We start from the raw sequence: 20,742 nt of genomic DNA, 5'->3' as shown, positions 1-20,742 counted from the left end.
CAGATCAAACGTAATCTTCATCTGTTTATCCGTGTCGTTCCGCCCATTGCGTGTATTCCTTACGCCGTCACGGTACACTGATGCGCTGCCGCACGGCAGGAAAAAAGTAACGGTTGCAGAGTATGACGCAGGAAAAGCCGCACGTACGGCCAGTATTAAAAAGAAACGGTTTTACCTTTAAACAATTTTTTGTTGCGCACGATCGCTGCGCAATGAAGGTCGGCACCGACGGAATTTTGCTGGGTGCCTGGGCACCGGTCGCAAATGCGCGTCGCATACTCGACATTGGCAGCGGCAGCGCGCTGATTGCCCTGATGCTGGCCCAGCGCACGCCCCATGCGGTGCATATTGACGCGGTAGAGCTGGACGGTGCGGCAGCCGGGCAGGCGCAGGAGAATGTCGCACAGTCGCCCTGGCCAACGCGTATTGCGGTGCATGCACAGGATATCACGGTCTTTACCAGCGCGTGCGACCAGCGCTATTCGCTGATTGTCAGCAACCCGCCTTACTTTCCGCCGGGTGTTGCCTGCCGTACGCCAGAGCGCGATAGCGCCCGTTCCACCTCAACGCTGGATCATCTCACTCTGCTGCGCTGTGCCGCACAGCTGGTGGAGGAAGAGGGCTTTTTTTGTGTGGTGCTGCCGGAAGCGGTAGGGCAGAACATGGTTGAGCTGGCGCAGAAAGAGGGCTGGCATCTGCGCTTTCGCATTGATGTCGCGGAATATGCCCATCGACCGCCACATCGTGTGCTGCTCGGTTTTTCGCCCAGCGCGGGCGAAACTCTGATCGAGCGCATGGCGATACGCAATCAGGACACTCACTACTCTGAAGCCTGGTGCAGCCTGACCCGCGACTTCTACCTCTTTATGTAACAGGTTTTAAGATCGACGGCGCGGCTTCGGGCAACGTCTCCGGATAGTCGCGGGTGAAGTGCAACCCGCGGCTCTCTTTGCGCATCAGCGCACAACGCACCATCAGTTCTGCAACCTGGGTAAGATTGCGCAGTTCCAGCAGATCGCTGGAGAGGCGAAAACTGGCGTAGTACTCATTGATCTCCTGCTGTAACAGCGTGATGCGGCGTAGCGCCCGCTCCAGCCTGCGTGTGGTCCGCACGATGCCGACATAATCCCACATAAATAGCCGCAGCTCGTGCCAGTTATGCTGGATCACCACGCGCTCGTCAGCATCGTCAACGCGGCTTTCATCCCAGGCGGGCAACCGATCAACGGCGACGGTCTGTGGCAACACCCGCAGTAAATCTTCTGCGGCTGACCAGCCATATACCAGACACTCCAGCAGAGAGTTTGAGGCCATGCGGTTCGCTCCGTGCAGGCCGGTATAGCTCACTTCACCAATTGCATAGAGCCCGTCGATATCCGTGCGTCCCTGTGCATCCACCATTACCCCGCCACAGGTATAGTGCGCCGCAGGCACAACCGGGATGCGATCGCGGGTCAGATCAAGGCCAAAGGTCATCAGCTTTTCATAAATGCCCGGGAAGTGTGCACGAACGAATTCTGGCGGCTGATGGCTGATATCCAGATAAAGGCAGTCGACGCCGAGCCGCTTCATCTCATGGTCAATGGCGCGGGCCACAATATCGCGTGGCGCAAGCTCGGCGCGCTCGTCGAACGCAGGCATAAACCGGGTACCGTCAGGCCGCAGCAGCCAGGCACCTTCGCCGCGCAGCGCCTCGCTCAGTAAAAAGCTGCGTGCATCCGGGTGAAACAGCGAGGTGGGATGGAACTGGTTAAACTCCAGGTTCGCCACGCGGCAACCGGCTCGCCACGCCATTGCAATACCATCGCCCGAAGCGACGTCGGGATTTGTCGAGTACTGATAGACTCTGGCGGCCCCGCCGGTCGCCAGCACCACCGCCCGCGCGCTACAGGTTTCAACCCTTTCCCGGTTGCGATTCCATATCCAGGCCCCTGTGGCACGGCGTGGCCCTGAAAGCCCGACCCGGTCTGATAAAATCAGATCGACTGCGTTAGCGCGCTCAAGAATACGGATGCGGGGATGGCTTAGCGCCTGGCTGACCAGCGTTGTCTCTACGGCTCGTCCGGTAGCGTCGGCACTGTGCAGAATGCGTCGGTGGCTGTGGCCACCTTCGCGCGTGAGATGGTAGGGCTGATCCCCCGTTGCCTCTGCATTCCGGTCGAAATCAACGCCATGATCAATTAACCACTGCACGCAGTGCCGCGCGTTGCTGGCAACAAACGAGACGGCCTGCGGATCGCATAAGCCTGCGCCAGCAATCAGCGTATCCTCGACGTGTGATTCAATACTGTCATCTCTGTCAAACACTGCGGCGATGCCGCCTTGAGCATAAAGCGTTGAGCCTTCGCTCACCTGCGCCTTACTCAAGACCAGTACGTCATAGTGGGCCGCCAGTCGTAGCGCCAGTGAGAGACCCGCCGCACCACTGCCAATAATCAAGACGTCACACTGATAATCCGGAGAAGTTAGCTGCGTCATAATGTTTAATTTACTAAACAGGGGTGGACCGAGAATAAGCGTTTAGCGCAGGCTTGTGAAGGATTTTAAACAAAACCTGGTCAAACCCTGCCTGTTTATCGCGTCAGCTAAAGTAAAATCAAGGCGTTGCAAACCTGAGGATCGAGGGTGAGTTTGTTATACAAAACGCAGGGCCGGTAAAGGATTTAAAGATGAAAAAGGTGCCATCATAGGGTACTCTGCCTGCGATTCTGCGTTGATAGCCGCAGTCTGGATTACACTGTCTTGAGAATGAAAAACAAACGACAGCGCATCTGGAAGAGTCACCATCAGCGCGTCAAAGGAACTTTTTGCCACACCGCAACTCCAAGCGCATGCTTGCTCAGAACCATGAAGAAGATGTGCTGGCAGTTCCTTTACGCATTTTAAAAAATTTGGGGAGACATTACCTCGGATGAGCGAGCAGTTAACGGATCAGGTACTCGTAGAGCGGGTGCAGAAGGGAGATCAGAAGTCATTCAATTTACTGGTTATTCGTTACCAGCATAAAGTGGCGAGCCTGGTTTCCCGCTATGTTCCGTCGGGAGACGTTCCTGATGTTGTTCAGGAGTCCTTTATCAAAGCCTATCGCGCACTGGAATCTTTTCGCGGCGATAGCGCATTTTATACCTGGCTGTACCGAATCGCGGTCAATACCGCCAAAAATTACCTGGTTGCTCAGGGGCGTCGACCGCCATCCAGCGATGTGGATGCGATCGATGCGGAAAATTTCGAAAGTGCGGGCGCATTAAAAGAAATTTCGAACCCTGAGAACTTAATGTTGTCAGATGAACTGAAACAAATTGTCTTTCGCACCATTGAAGCGCTTCCTGAAGATTTGCGTATGGCAATTACCCTCAGGGAACTCGACGGACTAAGCTACGAAGAGATTGCTGCCATTATGGATTGCCCGGTTGGTACGGTTCGTTCACGTATTTTCCGCGCGCGAGAGGCCATTGATAACAAAGTTCAACCGCTTATCCAACGTCAGTGATAACGGCTACTGGAAGGGTACATAGGCATGCAGAAAGAACAACTTTCCGCTTTGATGGATGGCGAAGCGCTTGATAGCGCGCTGTTGTCAGCACTATCTCAGGATGCAGAACTGCAACAGCGCTGGAAAAGCTATCATCTCATCCGCGATACCATGCGCGGCGATGTGGGCGATGTGCTGCACTTCGATATTTCTGCGCGCGTCGCAGCGGCCCTTGAACAGGAACCGGCTCGCAACGTCACGGCGTTGATTCCAGAAGCGCAACCTGAACCGGCCAGCGTGGTAAAAATGCCATTCTGGCGCATAATGCGTCCCTGGGCAGCACAGCTGACGCAGGTTGGCGTGGCGGCATGCGTTTCGCTGGCGGTCATTGTTGGCGTTCAGCACTATAACCAGCCAGGCGGAACGACCGCTGAGCCGTCAGATTCGCCTGTATTTAACACGCTGCCGATGATGGGCAAGGCGTCACCGGTTAGCCTGGGTGTTCCTTCCGATGCATTCGACACCGGTGGGGCGAACCAGCAGGTGCAGGAGCAGCGCCGTCGCGTTAATGCGATGCTGCAGGATTATGAACTGCAACGCCGTCTCCACTCTGATCGCCTGCAGTTTGAAACGCCTGCACCGCAGCAGGCACAGGTGAACGTTCCCGGTAATCAGACATTAGGTGTTCAACAGCAGTAATGAAGCAGCTTTGGTGTGCCGTTAGCCTGCTGGCAGGCAGCCTGCTTTGGTCATCTACCGCCCCGGCGCAGACATCTGCGTCCGGGGCGTTGTTACAGCAGATGGAGCAGGCCAGCCAGACCCTTAATTACGAATTCGCCTACATTAACGTGTCGCGCATGGGCATTGAGTCGCTGCGCTATCGTCACGCCGTGATCGATAATCGCGTTTATGCTCAGCTGTTACAGATGGACGGTCCGCGACGCGAGGTTATTCAGCGCGGCAGCGACATCAGCTATTTCGAACCGGGGCTTGATCCTTTCTCACTGCCCGGCAACCACATCATTGACGCTTTGCCGTCGCCTATTTTCGCCGACTTTTCCAAACTCTCCAGCGCCTGGGATTTTATTCCGGTGGGCCGCTCGCGTATTGCCGACCAGCTGTGCGAAGTCATACGCATCGTCTCTCGTGACGGCACACGCTACAGCTATGTTGTATGGCTGGATGTAGAGACTAAACTCCCGCTGCGTATCGATCTGCTCGATCGCGACGGTGAAACGCTGGAACAGTTCCGCGTCATCAGTTTTGCCGTAGACGAAGGGGTGCGCAACTTAATGCAGGGGCTGGAAAAGGCTAATCTGCCGCCGTCGCTCTCTGTTCCGGAAGGTGAAAAGGTGACGCTCGACTGGCAGCCCGCCTGGCTGCCTGCAGGCATGTCGCTGGTTTCGCAAAACCGTCGTGAAATCCCGGCCATGAATAAAACCGTGGAGTCGCGGCTCTACAGCGATGGACTTTTTAGCTTTGCCATCAACGTTACCCCGGTCGATAAAAGCAGCATTTCGCAGACATTGCGCACAGGACGTCGTACGGTGCAGACTGAAGTGCGCAATAATCGTGAAATCACTGTTGTAGGCGAACTGCCGCCTGCGACAGCAAAACGCATTGCGGACAGTATTGATTTGGGGTCACAACGATGATGAGAGAATGGGCCACCGTGGTGGCATGGCAGGATGGCATCGCGACGCTGCATACAGAGGCGAAAACCTCCTGTAACAGCTGCTCGGCGCGCAAAGGCTGCGGCAGCCATATGCTGAACAAGCTGGGGCCAAAAGATGCTCACGTGATGAGTATCGTCAGCGAAAAGCCGTTGCAGCCGGGTCAGCGCGTAGAGCTGGGCATTAAAGAGAGTAGTCTGCTCGGTTCAGCGCTGCTGGTCTATATGACCCCCCTGTTCGGTCTGTTCCTGCTGGCGGGCCTGTTTCAGGCGCTGTTTCACAGCGATCTGGCGGCGGCCTGCGGCGCGCTCCTTGGGGGCATCGGCGGTTTTATTGTGGCAAAGGGCGTGTCGCTAAAAGTGGGCGACCGCGCTGCCTTCCAGCCCGTCATTTTGAGTGTGGCGCTTCCGCCTGACGCACTGCGTGTGGAAAGCGAAGCCTGATCCTCTGCCAGGCCGCGTACATCGCGGCCTTTTGCTGTCTGTTTCCCGCCAAAAAGTGTTGCGATTCCACAACGTTCCATTCTTTTATGCGCGGCCTTAACAGTGTAATATGCGTCGTCATTAATGAGGCTGACAAGATTGTGGGTTAAGAGCGATCTTCCTGAATGTGTCTGTGCTCAGGTTTTTAACTGTTTTTCTACGTGAAGATATTCATATAAATGAAGCACATAAGAAACTTCTCCATCATCGCGCACATTGACCATGGTAAATCGACGCTCTCTGACCGCTTGATTCAAATCTGTGGCGGCTTAACCGATCGTGAGATGGCGGCACAGGTACTCGACTCCATGGACCTGGAGCGCGAGCGCGGCATTACCATCAAAGCGCAGAGCGTGACGCTCGATTATAAAGCCCTCAACGGCGAGACTTACCAGCTCAATTTCATCGATACCCCAGGGCATGTCGACTTCTCCTATGAGGTGTCGCGCTCGCTGGCCGCCTGTGAAGGCGCACTGCTGGTGGTAGATGCAGGACAGGGCGTCGAAGCACAGACCCTGGCAAACTGCTACACCGCAATTGAGATGGATCTGGAAGTCGTGCCGGTCCTCAACAAGATCGATTTGCCTGCTGCCGACCCTGAGCGTGCAGCACAGGAGATCGAAGACATCGTGGGCATCGACGCGACCGACGCGGTGCGCTGCTCGGCGAAAACCGGCGTTGGCGTCCCTGATGTACTGGAGCGCCTGGTGCGCGATATTCCGCCGCCGGAAGGCTCTCCGGATGCGCCGTTACAGGCCCTGATCATCGATTCCTGGTTCGACAACTACCTCGGCGTTGTCTCGCTGATCCGCGTGAAAAACGGAACGCTGCGCAAAGGCGACAAAATTAAAGTGATGAGCACCGGCCAGGTCTATAACGCTGACCGTCTGGGGATCTTTACGCCGAAGCAGGTCGACCGCACCGAACTGAACTGCGGTGAAGTAGGCTGGCTAGTCTGCGCCATTAAAGACATCCTGGGTGCGCCCGTAGGCGATACTCTGACGCTGGCTCGCAACCCGGCGGACAAAGCGCTGCCTGGCTTTAAGAAAGTCAAACCGCAGGTTTATGCGGGGCTGTTCCCGGTAAGCTCTGACGACTATGAAGCGTTTCGCGACGCGCTCGGCAAACTGAGCCTCAATGACGCCTCTCTGTTCTATGAACCAGAAAGCTCTACCGCGCTGGGCTTCGGCTTCCGCTGTGGCTTCCTCGGCCTGCTGCACATGGAGATTATCCAGGAGCGTCTGGAACGCGAGTATGACCTCGATCTGATCACCACTGCGCCGACCGTGGTGTACGAAGTGGAAACCACCGGGGGGGAAACCATCTACGTAGACAGCCCGTCTAAGCTGCCGCCGTTGAACAACATCGAAGAGCTGCGCGAGCCGATTGCTGAATGTCACATGCTGCTGCCGCAGGAATACCTGGGTAACGTGATTACGCTCTGCGTGGAAAAGCGCGGTGTGCAGACCAACATGGTTTATCACGGTAACCAGGTGGCGCTGACCTATGACATCCCGATGGCAGAAGTGGTGCTCGACTTCTTCGACCGACTGAAATCCACCTCGCGCGGTTATGCGTCGCTGGATTACAACTTCAAACGTTTCCAGGCCTCTGACATGGTACGCGTTGACGTGCTGATCAACCAGGAGCGTGTGGATGCGCTGGCGCTGATTACCCACCGCGATAACTCACAGTACCGTGGTCGTGAGCTGGTGGAAAAAATGAAGGATCTGATCCCGCGTCAGCAGTTCGATATTGCGATTCAGGCGGCGATCGGCACCCACATCATTGCCCGCTCTACCGTGAAGCAGCTACGTAAAAACGTACTGGCTAAGTGCTACGGCGGCGACGTCAGCCGTAAGAAGAAACTGCTGCAGAAACAGAAAGAAGGTAAAAAGCGCATGAAGCAGGTTGGTAATGTGGAGCTGCCGCAGGAAGCCTTCCTCGCCATTCTGCATGTCGGTAAGGACAGCAAATAAGGATTTCCCATGGCTAATATGTTCGCCCTGATTCTGGCGATTGCAACGCTGGTAACGGGCGTTGTCTGGTGTATCGACCGCTTTAAATGGGCACCCGCTCGCAGGGCTAAACGGGCGGAAGCGCAGGCTGCAGCAGGCAATACGCTGGACAGCAAAACCCTGGCAAAGATCAACGGTCAGCCCGGCTGGATAGAGACTACTGCCTCGGTCTTTCCCGTGCTGCTGGTGGTATTTGTGGTGCGTTCATTCATCTATGAGCCGTTCCAGATCCCGTCCGGCTCGATGATGCCAACGCTGCTGATTGGGGATTTTATTCTGGTAGAGAAATTTGCCTATGGGATTAAGGATCCGATCACCCAGACAACGCTGATCCCGACTGGTCATCCGCAGCGCGGCGATATTGCGGTATTCAAATACCCGAAAGATCCGAGCCTGGACTACATCAAGCGCGTTATCGGTCTGCCAGGGGACAAAGTGGTGTTTGATCCCTACAGCAAAACGCTGACCATCAGCCCGAACTGTGCTGCTGGCCAGCGCTGCACCAGCGCGCTGCCGGTCACCTACACCCACGTTGAGCCGAGCAACTTCATCCAGACCTTCAGCGGGTTTGACGGCAACGAAACCGGTAACGGCTTCTATCAGGTTGCGCCGGGCGAAACCATGCGCGGCGGACTGCGTCTCGGCACCCGTAAAGAGACGCTGGGCAACGTCACGCACGATATTTTGCTGGTAAACGAAGCGCAGAGTCAGGCGAGCATGTATTATCAACAGCCGGGCCAGCCGCAGGCGACCTGGATCGTGCCGCAGGGTCAGTACTTCATGATGGGTGATAACCGCGATAACAGCGCTGACAGCCGCTACTGGGGCTTTGTCCCGGAGCGTAACCTGGTCGGCAAGGCGGTTGCCATCTGGATGAGCTTCGATAAGCAAGAGGGTCAGTGGCCGACAGGTGTTCGTCTGAGTCGTATCGGCGGCATTCACTGATCAATCTGGCCCGGATAAAAGGGCAACACGGTTGGCCTCCTGCGGGAGGCCACTGCACACGAAACAGATTGCGTTGGAAAGTCAGCCCTGTTTCGTATGCAGAGTCACAGACGCACAAAAGAACTGGAATCGCATGAACCCCATCCTCATTAATAAGCTTCAGCGCAAACTGGGCTACACTTTTACTCATCCGGAACTCTTGCAACAGGCGCTAACGCACCGCAGCGCCAGCAGTAAGCACAACGAGCGTCTGGAATTTCTTGGCGACTCCATTCTCAGCTATGTGATCGCCAACGCGCTCTATCATCGCTTTCCCCGGGTTGACGAGGGCGATATGAGCCGCATGCGTGCGACGCTGGTGCGTGGCAACACGCTGGCAGAGATGGCGCGCGAGTTTGACCTCGGTGAGTGTCTGCGCCTGGGACCGGGCGAGCTGAAAAGCGGCGGATTTCGTCGCGAATCCATCCTCGCGGATACCGTGGAAGCGCTGATTGGCGGCATCTTCCTCGACAGTAATATCCAGACGGTGGAAAAACTGATCCTCGACTGGTATCAGACCCGCCTTGAGCAGATTAGCCCAGGCGACAAGCAAAAAGATCCGAAAACCCGCCTGCAGGAGTATCTGCAGGGGCGTCATCTGCCGCTGCCGTCCTATCTGGTGGTGCAGGTGCGTGGCGAAGCCCACGATCAGGAATTCACCATTCACTGTCAGGTGAGTGGCATGGCTGAACCGGTGGTGGGCGTAGGCTCCAGCCGCCGTAAAGCAGAACAGGCTGCCGCTGAACAGGCGTTAATTAAGCTTGGTCTCGAATAGCAATATCCCGGCGTCTGAACAGGCGCTGAAAAAGTCAGGACTCGAATGAGCGAACAGAATACCTATTGCGGCTTTGTCGCGATTGTCGGCCGACCCAACGTCGGCAAATCCACCTTACTGAACCAGCTGCTGGGACAGAAGGTGTCGATCACCTCGCGTAAGCCACAAACCACGCGCCACCGCATTATGGGCATTCACACTGAAGGCGAATATCAGGCCATCTACGTGGATACCCCCGGGTTGCACATGGAAGAGAAACGCGCCATTAACCGCCTGATGAACCGTGCGGCCAGCAGCTCTATTGGCGACGTGGAACTGATCATTTTTGTGGTGGAAGGCACGCGCTGGACGCCAGACGATGAGATGGTGCTCAACAAGCTGCGCGATAACAAAGTGCCGGTGGTGCTGGCCGTCAATAAAGTAGATAACATTCAGGATAAAAGCATCCTGCTGCCGCATCTGCAGTTCCTGAGCCAGCAGATGAATTTCCTCGACATCGTGCCGATCTCCGCTGAGAACGGAAAAAACGTGGATACCATTGCGGCCATTGTGCGTAAGCGCCTGCCGCAGGCCGATCACCATTTCCCGGAAGACTACATTACCGATCGCTCACAGCGCTTTATGGCGTCAGAGATCATTCGCGAGAAGCTGATGCGCTTCCTCGGCGCTGAACTGCCCTATTCGGTAACGGTTGAGATCGAGCAGTTCATCGCTAACGAGCGCGGCGGCTACGACATCAGCGGCTTGATCCTGGTCGAACGTGAAGGGCAGAAAAAGATGGTAATTGGCAACAAAGGCGCCAAAATTAAAACCATCGGCATTGAAGCACGTAAAGACATGGAAGAGATGTTTGAAGCAAAAGTGCATCTCGAGCTGTGGGTCAAGGTTAAATCCGGCTGGGCCGACGACGAACGTGCGCTGCGCAGCCTGGGTTATGTAGACGACCTCTGATCCGATGGAAGGCTGGCAACGCGCCTTTGTACTGCACAGTCGCCCGTACAGCGAAACCAGCCTGCTGCTCGACCTGTTCAGCGAAAGCGATGGGCGGGTCAGGGTGCTGGCGAAAGGCGCCCGGGCGCGCCGATCGCAGCTTAAAGGCACGCTGCAACCCTTTACGCCGCTGCTGGTTCGCTGGACCGGACGCGGCGAAGTCAAAACGCTGACCAAAGCCGAAGCGGTATCGCTGGCGCTGCCTCTCAGCGGCATCACGCTCTATTGCGGTCTCTACGTTAATGAACTGCTGTCACGCGTGCTGGAGCAGGAATTTCCTTTCTCAGAACTTTTCTTTGACTACCTTAACTGCCTGCAGGCGCTGGCGGCTGAGAACAGCTCGCCTGAACCGGCGCTGCGCCGCTTTGAACTGGCGCTGCTGGGGCATCTTGGTTACGGCGTCGATTTTCTTCACTGTGCCGGTAGCGGCGAACCCGTGACCGACGCCATGACCTACAGCTACCGTGAAGAGAAGGGCTTTATCGCCAGTCTGGTGACGGGCCAGCGCAGCTTTACCGGACGCCAGCTTCGCGCGCTGTGGGCGCGCGATTTTCCGGATGCCGACACGCTGCGGGCCGCCAAACGCTTTACCCGCATCGCCCTGAAGCCCTACCTCGGCGGCAAGCCGCTAAAGAGCACCGAGCTGTTTCGCCAGTTCGTGCCAAAGAAGCGGCCCGACGCGGTGGGGCCATAGCGCTGTGCCTGCGCGCTGAGGCGCGGTACACTCTGATTTTTCGACATAGTTAACCTGAGGATTGTCATGGCTGAGTTGCTGTTAGGGGTCAACATCGATCATATCGCCACGGTACGTAACGCCCGCGGCACACACTATCCCGATCCGGTGCAGGCAGCGTTTGTCGCTGAGCAGGCGGGGGCAGAGGGCATCACCGTGCATCTGCGTGAAGATCGTCGCCATATCACCGACCGCGATGTGCGAATTCTGCGCGACACCATTCAGACGCGCATGAATCTGGAGATGGCGGTTACCGACGAGATGGTAGGAATAGCCTGTGACATCAAACCACACTTCGTTTGTCTGGTACCGGAAAAACGGGAAGAGGTAACGACCGAAGGCGGACTCGACGTGGCGGGTCAGCAGGATAAAATCAATGCGGCGGTGGCGCAGCTGAGTCAGGCGGGCATTCTGGTTTCGCTGTTCATTGACCCCGATCATCGCCAGATTGAGGCGGCGGTCGCCAGCGGCGCGCCCTATATCGAAATTCATACCGGCGCCTACGCGGAGGCAGCAGAAGGCCTGGCGCGTGAGACTGAGCTGACGCGTATTCGCCACGCCGCAACCTTCGCGGCCAGCCTGGGGCTGAAGGTGAACGCCGGTCATGGCCTGACTTACCACAACGTGCAACCCATTGCCGCGCTGCCGGAGATGCACGAGCTGAATATCGGCCATGCTATTATTGGTCGCGCCCTGTTCAGTGGCCTGGCGGATGCGGTCAAAGAGATGAAGCTGCTGATGCGGGAAGCGCGCCGCTAATGGCCATTCTTGGACTGGGTACCGATATCGTTGAGATTGAGCGGATTGCCGGAGTGATTGAGCGATCCGGCGATCGCCTGGCGCGTCGTGTACTGAGCGAAGCAGAGTGGCAGCAGTATCAGCGTCATCAGCAGCCGGTGCGTTTTCTGGCTAAACGCTTCGCGGTCAAAGAGGCAGCGGCAAAAGCCTTTGGTACCGGCATTCGCGGCGGGTTAGCTTTCAACCAGTTTGAGGTGTACAACGATGCGCTGGGCAAACCCGGCCTGCGTTTTTTCAATCACGCCTGCGACGTGGCGGAAAAGCTGGGCGTCAGGCACGTACACGTGACGCTGGCCGATGAGCGCCATTACGCCTGCGCAACGGTTATCATTGAAAACTAGTGGTGCAGCACCACAAACTTCTCCCACAGCGCATCGCGTGATTCGATGTGCTGTGGATCAACAGTAATGGTATTGTCGATAGGGCAAACGCTCTGGCAGGTTGGCGTATCGTAATGACCAACGCATTCTGTACAGCGGCTGACATCAATCTGATAGATATCTGCACCAGGCGTGATGGCCTGATTGGGGCATTCGGGTTCGCACATATCGCAATTAATGCACCTGGCGGTAATTAACAGCGCCATTTCTTCACCTGATCAGCTAAAAACGGCGAGATTATACTCCTGTTCCCCGCCTAATTCAGCTTTTTAACCAGCGCCTCGCTGTGCCGCATATGGCTGGCGGCGCGTTCCGGATCGTTCTGCACCAGCGCCATGAACAGCAGGTCAGTCAGCGCCAGCTGTGCAGTGGTCGATGAGATCGCCGCGCTGCGCGTGCTCTGCTCTTCTGCCACCGTGTAGAGACAGTGCGTTGCCGTCTGTTGCAGGCTGTTAGGCGTAAACCCGGTAAAGGCCAGCACCCAGGCACCTATCTGTACGGCTTCCTGCGCCGCCAGGTTGATCTCTTTACGTTCTCCGGTGTAGGAGATGGCCAGCAGCACATCGCCGGGCCGCATCGCCTGCACGCTTGCCAGCAGCGCGTGCATATCCTGTTCAGCCACCGCATTGATGCCGATTTTCATCAGCTTCCAGGAAAAATCTTTGGCGACCAGTCCTGACGCGCCAATACCGACCAGCACAATGCGCTGGGCGTTTTTCAGCAGGTGCAGCGTCTCGGTAAGCTTCTCCTCGCTGTTGATATCCAGCGTGGCGCGGATGGCTGACAGCTTTTCAGCCAGCAGCTTTTCGCCGACAGTTTTGAGCGAATCGTCGCTGAGAATATGGTTATGCACCGTAATCGCATCACGGTCTGCCAGCGATTCACTCAGTGCCAGCTTGAGCGCAGGGAACCCTTTATAGCCCAGCTTCTGCGCAAATTTCACCACGCTCGACTGACTGACGCCTGACTCTTCAGCCAGTTTTTGCGAACTGAGATGCCGCGCCCGATCGGGTTGTGACAAGAGAAAATCAGCCAGCCGACGCTCATTCAGCGCCAGACGCGGATAGAGCTGACGGATGCGCAGCAATGAGCTCATGCCTGGTCCTCATTTAGAAATCGTATCGTAAGATGCAGCGTGCAGCGGAAGAATAAACTATTCATCTGGCATTGTAGTCGCTGGAATTAAAAATTGCAGCCGTCGCCGCTGCGGCGGTTGATGACTACACTCAATAGCAGTGTGACAAACAAAACGGAAAAGGAGCGTTTTTTGACCAAAGGTACACAACGTCGCGTGGTGTTTTTTGACCTGGATGGCACCTTACATCAGCAGGATATGTTTGGCACTTTTATGCGTTATCTGCTGTGGCGTCAGCCGCTCAATCTGCTGCTGGTGGTGCCGCTGCTGCCGGTTGTCGGGCTGGGGTTGCTTATCAAAGGGCGCGCGGCGCGCTGGCCGATGAGTCTCCTGCTCTGGTCGATTACGTTTGGCCGTACGGAGCGCACGCTGTTGCAGCGTGAGGCGGCCTTTGCGCAGTGGTTTCGCCAGCGCGTAACGGCATTTCCCGTGGTGCAACAGCGGCTGACGGACTATCTCGGCAGTGATAATGCCGACGTCTGGCTGATTACCGGCTCACCGCAGTCGCTGGTAGAGCAGGTCTATTACGATTCGGCTTTTCTGCCGCGCGTTAAGCTGATTGCCAGCCAGATGCAGCGCGGATTTGGCGGCCGTGTGCTCGCGATGCGCTGCCTTGGCCACGAGAAAGTGGCGCAGCTGGAAGAGAAGATCGGCACGCCGCTTCAGCTCTACAGTGGCTACAGCGACAGCAAACAGGATAACCCGCTGCTGTTTTTCTGCCAGCATCGCTGGCGCGTCACGCCGCGTGGTGAACTTCAGCAGCTGGAGTAGGGTTTAATCTTCGAATCTGCGCGCGGGATCGCTATAATGCGCGGCTTTGCTGCTGCCGGGAGTGAGCCTGCGTGAATCAACCTCAAGACGAATACTGGATGCGCCATGCGCTGCGGCTGGCGCGTCTCGCCTGGAAGCAGGGCGAGGTGCCGGTTGGCGCGGTGCTGGTGCAGGGCGATCGCGTGATTGGCGAAGGCTGGAACCGGCCTATTGGCCAGCACGATCCTACCGCGCACGCCGAGATTATGGCGCTGCGTCAGGGAGGCAAGGTGCTGGAAAATTATCGTCTGTTGAATACCACGCTCTACGTGACGCTGGAGCCCTGCGTAATGTGTGCAGGGGCGATGGTGCACAGCCGTATCACGCGGCTGGTCTATGGTGCCTCTGATGAGAAGACCGGGGCTGCAGGATCGCTGATCGATGTGCTGGGCCATCCGGGTATGAACCACCAGATTACTCTTCATACCGGGATACTGGCGGAAGAGTGCGCGACAATGCTGAGCGACTTTTTCCGCATGCGGCGCGAGCAAAAAAAAGCGCTGCGTCAGGCGCAGCGCGGAACGGGCTTATAGCGCGCTGCCTGCGGCAAGCGCAGGCAGCACGTCAGTTCATCGCAATTTCCGGCGCGACTGCCGGATAACCGCCGCCCAGCTCGGCTTCCAGCACAGACTGCTGAGCCAGCCGTTTCTCCTGCTCCTGCAAATAACCCACCAGGCTGAGCTGATACTTGCGAATATTCTCGACATAGTTATAGGCTTCATGGCCGCGCGCATAACCATAGCTGGTCTGCGCGTAGTAGCGCTTCTGGCTTAGCATGGGAAGCCGCAGCTTCACGTCGGCCCAGCTATCCGGATTCCCCCCCTGTTTAGCGGTGAGTTTTCGCGCGTCCAGCATATGGGCGTAGCCCATATTATAGGCGGCCAGCGCAAACCAGATGCGCTCCTCATCCGGAATGGTGGAGGGGACTTTCTCCATCATGCGCTGCAAATAGAGACTGCCGCCGCGAATGCTCTGTTCCGTATCGGTACGATCCTCAACGTTAACGCTGTCGGCCGTGTTGCGCGTCAGCATCATCATGCCGCGAACGCCGGTAGGGGAGGTAGCAAGCGGGTCCCAGTGCGACTCCTGGTAGGAGATGGCCGCCAGCAGCCGCCAGTCGATGCTGGCCGCATATTTTTCGAACAGTGGCTTAATTTCAGGCAGCGTAACGTCAATCGCGTGCAAAAATGTGCGCGTATCGACATAGTCAAAGGTGCCGACGTGTCCCAGATACTTCTCTTCCAGGCGTGCCATAACGCCTTCTTCGCCCATCGCGTTGAAGAAGTCGAGCATGGCGGCGTTAAGGCTGTCGTCGTCGCTCTGGGGCATATACCAGGTGACCGGCTTTTCATCCGTGACATCAAACGCCACGGCCAGCTGCGGATGTATGCGCTGCAGCAGGGCAATGGTCACGGAGTCACCGATGGTGTAATCCAGCTTGCCGTCAGCCACCGCTTCCAGCAGCGTTTTAGGCGACTGGTCGGTAGAGATTACCCAGTTCAGATCGGGATACTGCTTATCGCGTGCCGCCTTCAGCGAGGAAAGATAGGCCGAACCGGCCGCGACCCGCAGCTGTCCTTTCAGATCGCCAAGATTTTTCGGGCGCGGTTTGTCCACGCGATAAACCAGCTGCTGAGAAACGGAGTAGTAACCTGGCCCGGTGCTGTAACGCATCAGCCTTTCATCGTTATAGATCAGGCCTGCAGCCAGTAAATCAGCCTTGCCGTCGTCGAGATCGTCAAACAGATCGCTGAGGTTTGGGCGCACCGTTACCTTGAGCTTTACGCCCAAATAAGTGGCAAAGCGTTTCGCCAGCTCATAATCCATGCCGGCCGGGGCTTTGTTGATGGTGTAGTAAGTCAGTGGGGAATTTATGGTACTGATACGCAGTACTCCCCGTGATTTTATCTGCGATATCGCATCCTGACCGTGACCGTACCATGGGACGGATGGCCATAGGGCCATCGCCAGTAGCAGGGTGATCAGACCGACGAACAGATAGTTTAATTTTAGGCGTTTCAAATAGTTGTCTCTCGCTGGCTCTAAGGCCTCTGTCTTTTAAAGGCAGTATTGATCTTTTTTTAACTCCCAGAGCGAGGGGCATTTTGCGCAACTCGGCAGCGTAGAGCAACTTATAAAGCAAGTTTTGCGCAAAATTCAGGCAAGTTCCTGGTGCGAGAAATTATGCGCAAACGGTTTCGTCGGGCGGGCTGTTTCTCTATAATACCGCCCGTTTTCTTCTGTTGTGCCCCATGAAGCGTCGCCTGGCGCTCTGACGAGAGATTAAATGATGGAAATTCTGCGTGGTTCGCCCGCCCTGTCGGCATTTCGTGTAAACAAACTGCTGACCCGCTTTCAGGACGCTCACCTGCCAGTGAGTGACATTTACGCCGAGTACGTCCATTTTGCCGATGTCAGCGCACCGCTGAACGCTGATGAAAAAGCACGCCTGCAGCGCCTGCTGAAATACGGTCCCTCTCTCGCCGAACATGCGCCAAAAGGCCGCCTGCTGCTGGTTACGCCGCGCCCCGGCACCCTCTCTCCCTGGTCTTCGAAAGCGACTGATATCGCCCATAACTGCGATTTGCCACAGGTGCGTCGCCTTGAGCGCGGCCTGGCTTTCTACGTGCAGGCAACGGCGTTAACCGAGGCGCAGTGGCAGACGCTGGCATCGCTACTGCATGACCGCATGATGGAAACCGTTTTTAGCGATCTGGCGCAGGCCGAGGCGCTGTTTACCCATCACGAACCGCAGCCGCTGAAAAGTGTTGATGTGCTGAACGGTGGTCGTCAGGCGCTGGATGACGCTAACCGCACGCTGGGTCTGGCGCTGGCGGATGATGAGATCGACTACCTGCTGGAAGCGTTCCAGCGTCTGGGACGCAACCCGAACGACATTGAGCTGTATATGTTCGCGCAGGCCAACTCAGAGCACTGCCGCCATAAAATCTTTAATGCTGACTGGATTATCGACGGTGAAAAACAGCCGAAATCGCTGTTTAAAATGATTAAAAACACCTTCGAAACCACGCCAGACCATGTGCTCTCCGCGTACAAAGACAATGCGGCGGTCATGGAAGGTTCGGAAGTGGGCCGTTTCTTCGCTGACGCGCAGAAAGGCGAATATGACTACCATCAGGAGGCGGCACATATCCTGATGAAGGTGGAAACCCATAACCATCCCACTGCAATCTCTCCGTGGCCGGGTGCGGCGACCGGTTCCGGCGGTGAAATCCGCGATGAAGGTGCTACCGGACGCGGCGCGAAGCCGAAAGCGGGCCTGGTCGGTTTTTCAGTGTCGAACCTGCGCATTCCGGGCTTTGAGCAGCCCTGGGAAGAGGACTTCGGCAAGCCAGATCGCATCGTCAGCGCGCTGGATATCATGACCGAAGGCCCGCTGGGCGGCGCCGCATTCAATAACGAATTTGGTCGTCCGGCGCTGAATGGCTACTTCCGCACCTATGAAGAGCAGGTTAACAGCCACAACGGCGTCGAACTGCGCGGTTACCATAAGCCGATTATGCTGGCGGGGGGCATCGGTAATATCCGTGCCGATCACGTGCAGAAAGGCGAAATCACCGTAGGCGCGAAGCTAATCGTGCTGGGCGGGCCGGCGATGAATATCGGTCTGGGCGGTGGCGCCGCGTCTTCAATGACGTCAGGCCAGTCCGATGCCGACCTTGATTTTGCCTCAGTGCAGCGCGATAACCCGGAAATGGAGCGTCGCTGCCAGGAAGTGATTGACCGCTGCTGGCAGATGGGCGAAGCGAACCCCATTCTGTTTATCCACGACGTGGGCGCGGGCGGCCTGTCAAACGCCATGCCGGAGCTGGTCAGCGACGGCGGCCGCGGCGGTCGTTTTAACCTGCGCGACATTCTCAGCGATGAGCCCGGCATGAGCCCGCTGGAAGTGTGGTGTAACGAGTCGCAGGAGCGCTATGTGCTGGCGGTGGCACCTGAAAAACTGGCGCTGTTCGACGCGCTCTGCCAGCGTGAGCGTGCGCCGTACGCCGTGATTGGCGAAGCCACGGAAGAGCAGCATCTGAGCCTGAGCGACAGCCATTTCGACAATACACCTATCGACATGCCGCTTGACGTGCTGCTCGGCAAAACGCCGAAGATGACGCGTGACGTCGAGACGCAGCAGGCTAAAGGCGAGCCGCTGTTACGTGACGGAATTACCCTGAGCGATGCAGTAAACCGCGTGCTGCACCTGCCGACGGTGGCGGAGAAAACGTTCCTGGTGACCATCGGTGACCGTAGCGTCACCGGCATGGTGGCACGTGACCAGATGGTTGGTCCGTGGCAGATCCCGGTGGCAAACTGTGCGGTGACCACGGCAAGCCTTGACAGCTATCACGGGGAAGCCTTTGCGATGGGCGAGCGCGCACCGGTAGCGCTGCTCGATTTTGCTGCCTCTGGCCGTCTGGCCGTGGGCGAAGCACTGACTAACCTTGCAGCAACGCAGATTGGCGATCTGAAGCGCGTGAAGCTCTCGGCAAACTGGATGGCTGCCGCAGGGCATCCGGGTGAGGATGCCGGTCTTTATGAAGCGGTGAAAGCCGTGGGTGAAGAGCTCTGTCCTGCGCTTGGCATCACTATTCCGGTCGGCAAAGATTCGATGTCGATGAAAACCCGCTGGCAGCAAGGCATTGAACAACGTGAAATGACCGCGCCGCTGTCGCTGGTGATCACCGCATTCGCGCGCGTTGAAGATGTCCGCCGTACCGTTACGCCGCAGTTGCACGCCACGGGCGATAACCTGCTGCTGCTGATCGATCTCGGCAATGGCGCTAACACGCTGGGCGCAACGGCGCTGTCGCAGGTTTACCGTCAGCTGGGTGACAAACCGGCTGACGTGCGTGACGCGCAGCAGCTTGCGGGCTTCTATAACGCGATTCAGGCGCTGGTGGCACAGCAGAAACTGCTGGCTTACCACGACCGCTCTGACGGTGGTCTGCTGGTGACGCTGGCAGAAATGGCCTTCACCGGTCACTGTGGCGTTGAGGTGGATATTGCCGCGCTGGGCAGCGATGCGCTGGCTGCACTCTTTACTGAAGAGCTGGGCGCGGTAATTCAGATTAACGCAGAAGATCGCGATGCTGTTGAAAAGGTGCTGGCGGATCATGGCCTGGCAAATTGCAGCCACGTTCTGGGCAGCGCACAGCGCGGCGACCGCTTTGTCATTCGCGCTGGCGACAGCACGGTTTACAGCGAAAGTCGCACCACGCTGCGTACCTGGTGGGGGGAAACCAGCTGGCAGATGCAGCGTCTGCGCGACAACCCGGTCTGCGCCGACCAGGAACATGAGGCACGTAAAGACGACAACGATCCTGGCCTGAATGTGCATCTGACCTTTGCTCCGGAAGAAGATGTTGCTGCGCCAATGATCGCCACCGGTGCCCGTCCGCGCGTAGCGGTGCTGCGCGAGCAGGGCGTTAACTCGCATGTGGAGATGGCAGCCGCCTTCCACCGCGCCGGATTTACCGCAGTTGATGTACATATGAGCGACCTGCTGGCGGGGCGCCGTGGACTGGAAGAGTTTCAGGCGCTGGTGGCCTGTGGTGGCTTCTCTTACGGCGATGTGCTGGGGGCAGGCGAAGGCTGGGCGAAATCGATTCTGTTCAACACCCGCGTGCGTGACGAGTTTGAAAACTTCTTCCACCGTCCTCAGACGCTGGCGCTTGGCGTGTGTAACGGCTGTCAGATGATGTCTAACCTGCGCGAGCTGATCCCGGGCAGTGAACTCTGGCCGCGCTTTGTGCGCAACCAGTCAGAGCGTTTTGAAGCACGCTTTAGCCTGGTGGAGGTTGAGGCAAGCCCGTCGCTGCTGCTGGACGGCATGGCAGGATCGCATATGCCAATTGCGGTCTCTCACGGGGAAGGCTTTGTTGAGGTCCGTGACGGTGCGCATCTTGCCGCGCTGGAAGCGAAAGGCCTGGTGGCGCTGCGCTTTGTCGATAACTATGGCAAGGTTACGGAGACCTATCCGGCCAACCCGAACGGCTCGCCTAACGGGATCACGGCGGTAACCAACGAAAGCGGTCGCGTGACCATTATGATGCCGCACCCGGAGCGCGTGTTCCGCACGGTCAGCAACTCCTGGCATCCGGCAGAGTGGGGCGAAGACAGCCCGTGGATGCGCATTTTCCGCAATGCGCGCAAGCAGCTGGGATAAGCCAGCCCGCGTTTAAAAGGAGACAGCAATGTCTCCTTTTTTTTGGATGTTGGGAAATGGCGACAGTCATGCGTCTCTGTTGTCTCTAAAAGGTGACATTTATCCTGTTGATAATGAGAGTGTTACCAGGGGCTGCATTAAGTTGTTGGGTTTTGGCGACATTCTTACGCGACTCAGGCCCGGTTGCACGCGCAGGCCGGTCGCTGAAGGTGGCAACTGTCTGGAAAATAAAGTCATTTATTTTCTGGCATGAAGTTTGCTAATATCACTACGTGGCTCATTCTCCTGTTTATGATTGCCCCGCACTGCGGCAG

The 20,742-nt window shown here is 57.0% G+C and carries 20 protein-coding genes; 15 read left to right on the top strand and 5 right to left on the bottom strand.

Annotated elements, in window-relative coordinates:
• Window positions 1-122 precede the first annotated feature (122 nt).
• On the top strand, window positions 123-872 hold the full coding sequence (locus HP564_RS08145; protein ID WP_371241877.1) for a tRNA1(Val) (adenine(37)-N6)-methyltransferase: 750 nt from the start codon (window positions 123-125) through the stop codon (window positions 870-872).
• Here the strand turns inward: HP564_RS08145 and nadB are convergent.
• Together nadB and HP564_RS08135 are read right to left on the bottom strand one after the other, a co-directional pair.
• Window positions 865-2,478: an L-aspartate oxidase gene (gene nadB / locus HP564_RS08140; protein ID WP_371241875.1), complete on the bottom strand. Its 1,614-nt coding sequence runs from the start codon at window positions 2,476-2,478 to the stop codon at window positions 865-867. The genes HP564_RS08145 and nadB overlap by 8 nt on opposite strands.
• A gap of 156 nt (window positions 2,479-2,634) precedes the next feature.
• The gene (locus HP564_RS08135; RefSeq protein WP_371241874.1) at window positions 2,635-2,814 is read right to left on the bottom strand and encodes a hypothetical protein; all 180 of its coding nucleotides are present in this window, start codon (window positions 2,812-2,814) and stop codon (window positions 2,635-2,637) included.
• 97 nt (window positions 2,815-2,911) lie between these two features.
• Between HP564_RS08135 and rpoE the strand changes: the two genes are divergently transcribed.
• The 11 genes from rpoE to acpS all read left to right on the top strand — a co-directional run bounded on the left by rpoE (window position 2,912) and on the right by acpS (window position 12,266).
• A complete protein-coding gene (gene rpoE / locus HP564_RS08130) occupies window positions 2,912-3,490 on the top strand; it encodes an RNA polymerase sigma factor RpoE (protein ID WP_010617748.1) in 579 nt (192 codons plus the stop codon).
• A 27-nt stretch (window positions 3,491-3,517) separates the two neighbouring features.
• Window positions 3,518-4,171 (top strand): anti-sigma-E factor RseA, encoded by a 654-nt coding sequence (gene rseA, locus HP564_RS08125; RefSeq protein ID WP_371241873.1) that lies wholly within the window; start codon window positions 3,518-3,520, stop codon window positions 4,169-4,171.
• Complete coding sequence (gene rseB / locus HP564_RS08120) at window positions 4,171-5,127, top strand: sigma-E factor regulatory protein RseB (RefSeq protein WP_371241871.1); 957 nt, start codon at window positions 4,171-4,173, stop codon at window positions 5,125-5,127. The genes rseA and rseB overlap by 1 nt, the downstream gene beginning before the upstream one ends.
• Window positions 5,124-5,588 (top strand): SoxR-reducing system protein RseC, encoded by a 465-nt coding sequence (gene rseC / locus HP564_RS08115; protein ID WP_371241868.1) that lies wholly within the window; start codon window positions 5,124-5,126, stop codon window positions 5,586-5,588. The genes rseB and rseC overlap by 4 nt, the downstream gene beginning before the upstream one ends.
• Window positions 5,589-5,806: 218 nt before the next feature.
• Window positions 5,807-7,606, top strand: coding sequence for a translation elongation factor 4 (gene lepA / locus HP564_RS08110; protein WP_371241866.1), 1,800 nt, complete (start codon window positions 5,807-5,809; stop codon window positions 7,604-7,606).
• A gap of 9 nt (window positions 7,607-7,615) precedes the next feature.
• Complete coding sequence (gene lepB, locus HP564_RS08105) at window positions 7,616-8,590, top strand: signal peptidase I (protein ID WP_371241864.1); 975 nt, start codon at window positions 7,616-7,618, stop codon at window positions 8,588-8,590.
• A gap of 133 nt (window positions 8,591-8,723) precedes the next feature.
• Window positions 8,724-9,404, top strand: a complete 681-nt coding sequence (gene rnc, locus HP564_RS08100) for a ribonuclease III (RefSeq protein ID WP_081142359.1) — start codon at window positions 8,724-8,726, stop codon at window positions 9,402-9,404.
• Window positions 9,405-9,449: 45 nt separating this feature from the next.
• Window positions 9,450-10,355 carry a GTPase Era gene (gene era / locus HP564_RS08095; RefSeq protein WP_371241861.1) on the top strand — a complete coding sequence of 302 codons (906 nt, stop codon included), beginning with the start codon at window positions 9,450-9,452 and terminating at the stop codon, window positions 10,353-10,355.
• A gap of 4 nt (window positions 10,356-10,359) precedes the next feature.
• Window positions 10,360-11,088, top strand: a complete 729-nt coding sequence (gene recO / locus HP564_RS08090) for a DNA repair protein RecO (RefSeq protein ID WP_371241859.1) — start codon at window positions 10,360-10,362, stop codon at window positions 11,086-11,088.
• 66 nt (window positions 11,089-11,154) lie between these two features.
• Complete coding sequence (gene pdxJ / locus HP564_RS08085; RefSeq protein ID WP_371241857.1) at window positions 11,155-11,886, top strand: pyridoxine 5'-phosphate synthase; 732 nt, start codon at window positions 11,155-11,157, stop codon at window positions 11,884-11,886.
• Entirely contained in the window at window positions 11,886-12,266 is a 381-nt protein-coding gene (gene acpS / locus HP564_RS08080) for a holo-ACP synthase (protein ID WP_371241855.1), read from the top strand. The genes pdxJ and acpS overlap by 1 nt, the downstream gene beginning before the upstream one ends.
• Here the strand turns inward: acpS and HP564_RS08075 are convergent.
• Together HP564_RS08075 and HP564_RS08070 are read right to left on the bottom strand one after the other, a co-directional pair.
• A complete protein-coding gene (locus HP564_RS08075) occupies window positions 12,263-12,511 on the bottom strand; it encodes a YfhL family 4Fe-4S dicluster ferredoxin (protein WP_371241853.1) in 249 nt (82 codons plus the stop codon). The two genes, acpS and HP564_RS08075, sit on opposite strands and share 4 nt — an antisense overlap.
• A 50-nt stretch (window positions 12,512-12,561) precedes the next feature.
• Window positions 12,562-13,401, bottom strand: a complete 840-nt coding sequence (locus tag HP564_RS08070; protein WP_371241851.1) for a MurR/RpiR family transcriptional regulator — start codon at window positions 13,399-13,401, stop codon at window positions 12,562-12,564.
• 171 nt (window positions 13,402-13,572) lie between these two features.
• Here HP564_RS08070 and yfhb point away from each other — a divergent pair, with 171 nt between their 5' ends.
• On the top strand, window positions 13,573-14,211 hold the full coding sequence (gene yfhb, locus HP564_RS08065) for a phosphatidylglycerophosphatase C (RefSeq protein ID WP_371241849.1): 639 nt from the start codon (window positions 13,573-13,575) through the stop codon (window positions 14,209-14,211).
• A gap of 71 nt (window positions 14,212-14,282) precedes the next feature.
• Entirely contained in the window at window positions 14,283-14,783 is a 501-nt protein-coding gene (gene tadA, locus HP564_RS08060) for a tRNA adenosine(34) deaminase TadA (protein WP_371241847.1), read from the top strand.
• A gap of 31 nt (window positions 14,784-14,814) precedes the next feature.
• Here tadA and mltF read toward each other — a convergent pair whose 3' ends face one another.
• Complete coding sequence (mltF, locus tag HP564_RS08055) at window positions 14,815-16,272, bottom strand: membrane-bound lytic murein transglycosylase MltF (protein WP_371241845.1); 1,458 nt, start codon at window positions 16,270-16,272, stop codon at window positions 14,815-14,817.
• 265 nt (window positions 16,273-16,537) lie between these two features.
• Here mltF and purL point away from each other — a divergent pair, with 265 nt between their 5' ends.
• Window positions 16,538-20,428: a phosphoribosylformylglycinamidine synthase gene (purL, locus tag HP564_RS08050; protein ID WP_371241843.1), complete on the top strand. Its 3,891-nt coding sequence runs from the start codon at window positions 16,538-16,540 to the stop codon at window positions 20,426-20,428.
• Window positions 20,429-20,742: the final 314 nt, after the last annotated feature.

Origin of the sequence: Pantoea sp. KPR_PJ, from assembly GCF_041386365.1 — a bacterium.
In the GTDB taxonomy this organism is placed as follows: Bacteria; Pseudomonadota; Gammaproteobacteria; order Enterobacterales; family Enterobacteriaceae; genus Pantoea.
Note: the sequence above shows the minus strand (reverse complement) of the source record. Positions and strands in the feature narration are given on the sequence as shown.